Origin of the sequence: Burkholderia arboris (genome assembly GCF_902499125.1) — a bacterium.
GTDB classification, from domain to species: Bacteria; Pseudomonadota; Gammaproteobacteria; order Burkholderiales; family Burkholderiaceae; genus Burkholderia; species Burkholderia arboris.
In genome coordinates this window covers 1-9,791 of record NZ_CABVPX010000064.1, presented here as the reverse complement: position 1 = coordinate 9,791, position 9,791 = coordinate 1, and the positions used below count along the sequence as shown (strand labels likewise).

Here is a 9,791-nt window from a genome sequence, read left to right as displayed (position 1 = left end):
AGGTAAGCGCCGCCGGCCTTGAACACGGCGAGCAGCGCGACGACCATCGCGACGCTGCGCTCGGCGCACACGGCAACAAGTGTATCGGGCCCGACACCCAGCTCGACGAGGTAATGCGCGAGCCGGTTGGCGCGGGCGTTGAGGGCCGCATAGGAGAGTTGCTCGTGGTCAGCGACGAGCGCGACGGCCTCGGGGGTTTGCCGGGCCTGCGCCTCGACGAGTTCGTGGATGCACTGGTGGTCGTGGTAGGTGGCCGCCGTCGCATTCCACGTGTGTAGCAGCAGATGCCGCTCGTCGGCATCGAGCAGGTCGATCTGCCCGACCGGCTGCGCGTCGTCCCGGGTCATCGCGCGCAACACCGCGATCAGGTACGCGCCATGACGCGCGATCGATGTCTCGTCGAACAATGCGGTCGCGTAGCGCAACGCACCGGCCACCGCGCAGCCATCGTCAACCAGGTCGAGTTCGAGATCGAACTTCGCCCGGTCGAACGCGCTCGCAACCGGGGTGACATCCAGGTCCGGCAATTCGAATGTCCGCACGTCGGTGTTCTGCCAAGAAATCATCACCTGGAAGATCGACGTATGACCGAGCCGTCGCGGCGGCTTCACGATTTCCACGACCTGTTCGAACGGAAGATCCTGATGATCCTGTGCGGCGACGACGGCCCCCTGGACGCGCTCGAGCAGTTGCGCGACCGACGGTACGCCCGACAGGTCGATGCGCAGTGCAAGCGTGTTCACGAACAGGCCCACGATGGATTCGAATTCGGGACCGGAGCGATTCGCGACCGGGGTGCCGATCACGACATCCTCCTGGCCGGCGAGGCGCCCCAGCACCGCGGCCCAGGCCGCGGTGACGACCGCGAAGACCGTGACGCCGCGCCGCGCGGCGAGCCGTCTCAGATCCCGTGTGAGCACCGCGTCGAGTTCGAACGGCAGCCGCGCCGCGTCGAACTGCTGATGCGCGGGCCGCGGGCGATCGGTCGGCAGCGTCAGCAGCGTCGGGATGCCTGCCAGCGCTTCTTTCCAGTAACCTGCTTCGCGCTCGAGTCGTTCCGCGCCAAGCCATTGCCGTTGCCACGCAACGTAGTCCGGGTACTGGAATGCCAGCGTCGCAAGCGGGTTCGGGCGTCCTTCCGTGAAGGCCCCGTAAAGCGTACACAGCTCCTTGACGAGCACGGACAGCGACCAGCCGTCGCAGACGATGTGGTGCAGCGTGAGCATGAAGACGTGCGCGTTCTCCGACAACCTGACGAGGCGCGCGCGCACGAGCGGCCCGTGTGCGAGTTCGAACGGGCGCGTGGCTTCTTCCTCGCACAGGCGCAGCCAATGTTCCGGCGCACCGGGTTCCGTCGACAGATCGTCTTCGCGCCAGGGCATGCCGTCGCCGGCCGGAAGCAGCGCCGCGCGGGTATCGCCGCTCGCGCCAGCCGTCTCGGGAAACACGGTGCGCAATGCCTCGTGGCGTGCCCACAGCGCATCCAGCGCGCGATGCCACGCGGCGGCGTCCAGCCCGCCGTCGAGCCGCAGCACGAGCGGGACGTGATAGATCGTGCCCGCGCCTTCGAAGCCGCTCAGGAACATCATTCGCTGCTGCGCGAACGACACCGGAAGCGGGGCAGCGCGATCGACACGGGCGATCGGCGGCGCATCGTCGCGGTTTCGCGCACCGACCACCTGCGCGACCGCACATACGGTCGGATGATCGAACAGCGCCGAAAGCGACAGCCTGACCTCATGCATGGCCCGCAAGCGATTCAGCATCCGCACGGCAAGCAGCGAATGTCCGCCGAGCGCAAAGAAGTTGTCGTGCCGGCCGATGCGTTCGACGCCGAGCAGTTCGGCCCACAACGCGGCGATGGTGCACTCGGTCTCGCCTTGCGGCGCCTCGTACTGTGCCTGGACGAAGGCGTTGTCGTCCGGCTCCGGCAGCGCGCGACGGTCGAGCTTGCCGTTCGGCGTGAGCGGCAACACGTCGAGCACGATGAACGCCGCAGGCACCATGTAGTCCGGCAGCCGGGAGAGAAGGTGCTCGCGCAACTGCCGGATGAGCTCGGCGCGCGGCGCGGTTTCGTCCAGTGTCACGTATGCCAGTAGTCGAGTGTTGCCCGCCGCTTCGGGGCGCGCCAGCACGATCGCTTCACGTACGGCGTCGTGCAATGCAAGCTGCGCCTCGATTTCACCCGGCTCGATGCGAAAGCCCCGGATCTTGACCTGATCGTCGTTGCGGCCGAGGAAGACGATGTTGCCGTCCGGCAGGTAACGCGCCAGATCGCCGGTGCGGTACATGCGTGCATCGGGCTCGCCGGCCGCACGGGCGAACGGATCGGCCAGGAACCGCTGCGCGGTCAGCTCCGGACGGTTCAGGTAACCGCGCGCGACCCCGACCCCGCCGATGTAAAGCTCGCCCACGGCACCCAGCGGCACCGGCGCCTGCGATTCGTCGAGCAGGTAGATGCGCGTATTGGCGATCGGCTTGCCGATCGGTACGGACTGCGCGTCGAGATTGGCCGGACACGTAAAGGCCGTCACGTCGATGGCGGCTTCGGTCGGACCATACAGATTGTGCAGTTGCGCATGGGGCAACCGCTCCAGGCAGCGCCGCGCGGTGGCCACCGGCAATGCTTCGCCGCTGCAGATGATGCGCGAGAGCGTCGTGCAGCGTGCGAGGCCGGACGCCTCGAGGAAGCCGCTGAGCATCGACGGCACGAAGTGCAGGGTGGTCACCGCGTACTGTGCGATGACGTCGGTCAGATAATCGGCGTCACGGTGCGCGCCGGGCGCGGCCATGACGAGCGTGGCGCCATTGGCCAGCGGCCAGAAGAATTCCCAGACCGACACGTCGAAGCTGAACGGCGTCTTCTGCAGCACGACATCCCGCGTATCCAGGCGGTAGGCAGCCTGCATCCAGGTCAGGCGGTTGATCAGCGCATCGTGCTCGTTCTGCACGCCCTTGGGCAAGCCGGTGGAGCCCGACGTATAGATGACGTAGGCGAGATGGCGCGGGGTCAACCCGAGCGCACGCGGCGACAGATCGTGCGGAGACAGGCCGTCCCACGGCGGCGACGCGACACTCACGTCGATCAGCGTGTGCTTCGCCAGATGCGCTTCACCGAGCGCGTCGGAAAGCGCGTGGCGTCCGACCGGATCGACGAGCACGACGGCGGGTGCGGCGTCGGACAGGATATGCGCGAGGCGCGCGCCGGGATAGGCGGGATCGAGCGGCACGTAGGCACCGCCGGCCTTGAGGATACCAAGCAGCGCGATGACCATCGGCGTGCCGCGGTCGAGGCAGACGGCGACCGGCGTATCGGGCGTGACGTCGAATTCGATCAGGTAACGCGCGAGCCGGTTGGCGCGCGCATTGAGTTCGGCATAGGAGAGACGCTCGCCGCCGGAGATCAGCGCGGTGGCATCGGGTGTACGCCGAACCTGCGCCTCGAACAGCCCATGCAGATACTGGCGCCGGTCATATGGCGCATCCGTCGCGTTCAACGTGTCGATCAGCAGCGCCTTTTCGTCGCTCGATACGAGATCGATTGCCCGCACCGCGACGCTGTCGTTCTCGCACGCACGCTCGATGAAGTCGAGAAGACGCGCTGCATGGCGCGACACGGCGACCGGATCGAACACGTTGCGGTTGTACCGGAGTTCGACATCGATCGGCGCGTTTTTCCCGAATTGCGTAAACAGGAACGACAGACCGTTCTCCGGCCCGGACAGCCATTGGACGTGCGTGGGCTGACCGGCCACTTCGACGGGATGCCGCAGGAACAACGTATTGACGCTCACGTCGATATGACGAGGATCGATCCCGTAACGTCTGACCATGTCGCCCAACGGGAATCTTCCGTGACGCATCACGCCCCGGAACGTTTCGCAGATCTCGCCCAACGCCGCCGAAACCGGCATGTCGGGCTGCTCGAGCGACACCGGAAGCGGAATGACCTTGGCGAATTGCCCGGGGATGTCGAGCGCTTCGCGCGTCCGGTTCAGGAACGACGCGCCGACGACCGTATGCCGTTGGCCCGCGACACGCATCAGATAGATGCCGGTCAGCGCAGTCAGGCATTCCGACGGCGACAGCGCATGCTTCTGCGCGGTGTGCAAGAGCCGCGCCTGCAAGGCCGGCGAGAACGTGCTGCGGATCGACGCGACGCCGCCGCGCGCCTCGACAGGGTGCGCATGGTCGGCCACCAGCGTCACCAATGCAGGACCGTCCATCTTCTTGCTCGCGGACTGCCAGAAGGCGGCGTCCCGCTCGTACGTCGACGAACAGAGATAGCGCTCGTCGAGCGCAAGCGTATCGAGCACGATCCGGTCCATGTCGAACGTGCGGGCCGGATCCTTTTCGAGCGCGGCATAGTTCTTGCCGATGCGCTCGAACAGTCGAATCGCAGCCCAGCCGTCGGTCTGCAGATGGTGCGACCGCAACGCGACCAGTACGCTCCCGGGCGATTCGAATAGCGCGACCGCATTGGTCCTGTCGTCGAGGTTGTCGTTGAGCGTCTCGTGCCAGTCGATGACCGCCTGTCGCATCTCGGCGTCCGTCCTGGTCGCGGGTTCGACGAAATGCTCGAAGCGCGTCGTCGGCATCGGCCCTTCGCATTGCAGGCCGGCATCGGAGAGTTGGAGCCAGAATGACTGGTTCTGCGCAATGAGCGCGCGCGAGGCGATCACGAGCCGCTCGCGATCGATCTCCGGCGCGCAGCGCATCGCCGCAATCGAAAAGAACGATGTCCCGTGCCGCGACGCCTGCTCCTGGAGCCAGACCGCCTGCTGCGCGGGCGACAGCGGATACCAGGTTCCGGACGGGCTGGCCGGCGCGTCGATCAGCCTCGCGACGTCCGGGCCCGATGCGCCGGCCCGCAGGTGAGCGACGCCGGCGTCCCAAAGGTCGGTTACCGACGCATCCGGTCGCTGCACGCTTTCCGTCACGAACGCCAGGAACAGCGCGATGATCGCGTCGATGCTCGCCGGGTCGAACAGGTCAGCACTGTACGAGATGTCGGCGCTGACGGTCTCGCCCGTATCCAGGAACACGACGGCGAGATCGGCGCCGCGCCCGACGCGTGCGCGCGGAACGGCCTCGAGCGTCAGGCCGGAGAGCGTCTCGCGTTCCGCTCCCGGGCCTTGCTGGAACTGACAAAAGACCTGGAAGATCGGGTCGTACGAAGCGCTGCGCGGCGGATTGACGGCGGCAACCACATGGGCGAAAGGCAGCTCGCCCGCTTCGAGAGCGGACAGGAGTTCCTGCGACGCCGCGAGTAAATGGCTGGCGACGGAAGCGGATCGATCCAGCCGATGGCGAAGTGGCAGCGTGTTCACGAAGAGGCCGACCATCTCTGCGGTCGCCGCGTGCGTTCTGCCTTCGGTCACCGTGCCGATCACGATGTCGCGGCTGCGTGCGAGTTGCGCGCACGTGATGGCGAGCGCCGTCTCGAGCACGACGAACGGTGTGACGTTGTATGCAGCCGCGACTTGCCGGATCTGCTGCACGAGATCCGGCGCGAGCACGTGTTCGGTCCGTCCGGCGCTGTCCGACAATCTCACCGGGCGCGGCCGGTCCGACGGCAGATCCAGGCACGCGGGCGCACCGGCGAGGCGTTCCCGCCAGACCTGCTCCAATTGCGAGAGATGCCCGGCGTCAACGTGCCGCTTCGACCACGCCGCGTAGTCCCGGTATTGCAGCGCGAGCGGCGTGAGTGTCGGCAGCGCGCCGGCGGCCAGCGCCGCATACGCGTGGCGGAAGTCGCGCCAGACCGTCGTCCACGACGTGGCATCCATCGCGATGTGGTGAATCGAGATCATCAGGATCGAACGCTGCGGCGACTCGATGAACAGCGTCGCGCCGAAGACAGGGCCGCTGAAGCAATCGAGCAGCTTCGCAGCCTCCGATTGCGCGAGTGACATCGCATCCTCTCCGGCGACGTCGCGGCGTTCCAGACGGAAGCTTTCGGAGCGCTCGACGACAGGCATGAACGCTCCGGTGGCGGCGTCGCTCGCATAGTGCGTGCGCAGGATTTCGTGACGGTCGACGACCGCGCGCAGCGCGCGGTCCAGCACATCGTCGCGTACGTGGCCGGACAGGACGAAGAGGCGCGAGGAGTTGAACATCGTGCCGCGCGCCGCACCCGCTTCGATCGCGAGAATCCGCTCTTCCGCGAAGGACAGCGGCATCGGCGCATTGCGGTCGATGCGAACGATGTCGTGACCGCTTTCGTGCGACGTGGCATCTGCCAGTGCCAGCGCCAGTTCCGCGACGGTCGGCACTTCGAATACCTTGCGCAGCGGCAATACCTTGCCGGTTTCGTTGACGATGCGCGAGACCATGCGAATGGCGACAAGCGAATGTCCGCCGAGCGCGAAGAAGTTGTCATGCCGGCCGACGCGTTCGACACCGAGCAGGTCGGCCCACAACGCGGCGATGGCGCACTCGATCTCGCCTTGCGGCGCCTCGTACTGCGCCTGGACGAACGCGTCGTCGTCCGGCTCCGGCAACGCACGACGGTCGAGCTTCCCGTTCGGCGTGAGCGGCAACGCGTCGAGCACGATGAACGCCGCCGGCACCATGTAGTCCGGCAACCGGGATAGAAGGTGCTCGCGCAACTGCCGCACGCGCTCGGCACGCGGCGCCGCGTCTTCCAGCGTCACGTATGCCAGCAGTCGGGTGTTGCCCTCCGCATCGGGACGCGCCAGCACGATGGCTTCGCGTACCGCGTCGTGCAACGCAAGCTGCGCCTCGATTTCGCCGGGTTCGATGCGAAAGCCCCGGATCTTGACCTGATCGTCGTTACGCCCGAGGAAGACGATGTTGCCGTCCGGCAGGTAGCGCGCCAGATCGCCGGTGCGGTACATGCGTGCTTCGGGCTCGCCGGCTGCACGGGCGAACGGATCGGCCAGGAACCGCTGCGCGGTCAGCTCCGGACGGTTCAAGTAGCCACGCGCGACCCCGACCCCGCCGATGTAAAGCTCGCCGACCGCGCCCAGCGGTACCGGCGCCTGCGATTCATCGAGCAGGTAGATCCGCGTATTGGCGATCGGCTTGCCGATCGGCACGGAGGGCGCATCGAAATCTGCCGGGCACGTAAAGGCGGTCACGTCGATGGCGGCTTCGGTCGGACCATAGAGATTGTGCAACTGAGCATGGGACAACCGCTCCAGGCAGCGCCGCGCGGTGGCCACCGGCAACGCCTCGCCGCTACAGACGATGCGCGAGAGCGTCGTGCAGCGTGCGAGGCCGGGCGCCTCGAGGAAGCCGCTGAGCATCGACGGCACGAAGTGCAGGGTGGTAACCCCGTACTGCGCGATGACGTCGGTCAGATAATCGGCGTCACGGTGCGCGCCGGGCGCGGCCATGACGAGCGTGGCGCCATTGGCCAGCGGCCAGAAGAATTCCCAGACCGATACGTCGAAGCTGAACGGCGTCTTCTGCAGCACGACATCGCGGGCATCCAGACGATACGCCGACTGCATCCAGGTCAGGCGGTTGATCAGCGCATCGTGCTCGTTCTGCACACCCTTGGGCAAGCCGGTGGAGCCCGACGTGTAGATGACGTAGGCGAGATGGCGCGGGGTCAACCCGAGCGCGTGCGGCGACAGATCGTCCGGAGACAGGCCGTCCCACGGCGGCGACGCGACACTCACATCGACCAGCGTGAGCTTCGCCAGATGCGCCTCACCGAGCGCGTCGGCAAGCGCCTGGCGTCCGACCGGATCGACGAGCACGACGGCGGGTGCGGCGTCGGAGAGGATATGCGCGAGGCGCGCGCCGGGATAGGCGGGATCGAGCGGCACGTAGGCGCCGCCGGCCTTGAGGATGCCGAGCAGCGCGACGACCATCGGCGCGCCGCGGTCGAGGCAGACGGCGACCGGCGTATCGGGGGTGACGTCGAGTTCGATCAGGTAACGCGCGAGCCGGTTGGCGCGCGCATTGAGTTCGGCATAGGAGAGGCGCTCGCCGCCGGAGATCAGCGCGGTGGCATCGGGCGTACGCCGAACCTGCGCCTCGAACAGCCCATGCAGATACTGGTGCCGGTCATATGGCGCATCCGTCGCGTTCAGCGTGTCGATCAGCAGCGCCCGCTCGTCGTCGGGCACGATCTGCAGGTGCTCAAGCGAACCGGAACCCGCCTCGAGCGCGTCCGCAAGTTGCTCCAGCGCACACTGCATGTATGCGCATAGCCGTTCCGCCAGCGCCGGTGCGACGACCTGCGCGACCAGTTCAAGCGCATCGCCGTCATCCTCGACGGACAGCGTCACCGGGTAATGGGTCCGCTCGTGCGCACCCAGCAGTTCGACATCGGACGGCCACTGCGCGTGGCCATCGGCGTGTACGTTGTGGCGGTAATTCAGCAGCGCGCTGAAAAGCGGCGCGTTCGCGCCGATGCCGCTGCATCGTTGCGCCAGCGCGAGCGATGCATGTTCATGGGCAAGCAGGCGTGCGAGCCGTATCTGCGTATCGCGGACTGCCGTGCGCACGTCGGTCGCGTCGATGTCGATGCGCAGCGGCAGCGTATTGATATACAGGCCCAACGTGCGGTCGGAGCCGGCGCCGGCCGCCATGCGCCCGAACAACACCGTCCCGAACACGACGTGCCGTTGCCCGCTCGTGCGGGCGAGGACGAGCGCCCACGCCAGATGGCACAACGTGGCGAGGCTCACGCCGATGGTTTTCGACAGCGTACGCAGTCGTGCGTCGAGCGTGCCCGGCATCGTTCGACGCGCGTCGTACAGCGGCGCCATGTCGTCGTGCTGGAGCGTGAGGCCGAACGGAAGGGTCGGCGCATCGACGTCATTCAGCATCTCGCTGAAGAACGCCTCGTGCGCACTCGCGGGCATCCCGAGACGCGCATGGGCGACGAGATTGCGGTAGGGCTGCGGCGCGGGAAGGCGGTGTATCTGTCCGGCGAGCATCGCCTGGACTTCTTCGTTCAGGATCGCAAGCGTGGAATGGTCTCCGACGAGGTGATGGAGCAGCATCGTCGCGTGCCAGCGTCCTCCCGTCGCCTCGGCGATCACGAAGCGCAGGAGCGGGGCCTGGGTCAGATCCATCCTGTCACGCCCCGGATGGATGAGGCCCGGCAACTGCTCCGCGGCGCACTCGCTGGAATCGTCGAGGGCCAGCTCGGTCACGTCGATGTGCGCGCGCCGCAGCACGACCTGTACCGGTGAACCAAGACCTTCCCACAGCACGGCCGTGCGCAGGATGTCGTGCCGCTCGACGAGACAATCCATCGCCTGAAGATAGCGATCGAGCGCGGCGCGATCGGTAAAGGCCAGATGCGCGCTCAGCAGATAGGGGTCGCCCTGCGTGCTGAGTACATGATGAAACAGGATGCCGTCCTGCAACGGTGAAAGGGCGTAGATGTCCTGAATGTTCGCGATGCCGCCCGGCACCTGCGCGACGATGCGATCGATGTCGTCTTGCGACAGATCGGCGAGCGGCAGCAGATCGGGCGTGATGGCCTGCGTATCGGGCCCGAGCCGGTTTTCCGGCACGACCACTTCGCGCGACTGACCGAGAGTGGCGGAGAGTGCGGCGAGGGCCGGCTGCTCGAACAGGTCCCGTATCGCAAGCGTCAGCCCGATCTGGCGCAAGCGCTCGATCAGCTGGACGGCGACAAGCGAATGCCCACCGAGTGCAAAGAAGTTGTCGTGCCGGCCGACACGCTCGATGCCGAGCAGGTCGGACCACAACGCGGCGACGGTTCGCTCGGTCTCGCCCTGCGGCGCTTCGTACTGCGCCTGGACGAACGCATCGTCGTCCGGCTCCGGCAGCGCGCGACG

Annotated in this window: 1 protein-coding gene; it reads right to left on the bottom strand. The window is 66.9% G+C overall.

Features of this window, described 5'->3' with window-relative positions:
- Positions 1–9,791, bottom strand: a 9,791-nt coding sequence (locus tag BLA15945_RS37310; RefSeq protein WP_174994751.1) for a non-ribosomal peptide synthetase, incomplete at both ends; no start/stop codon positions are given.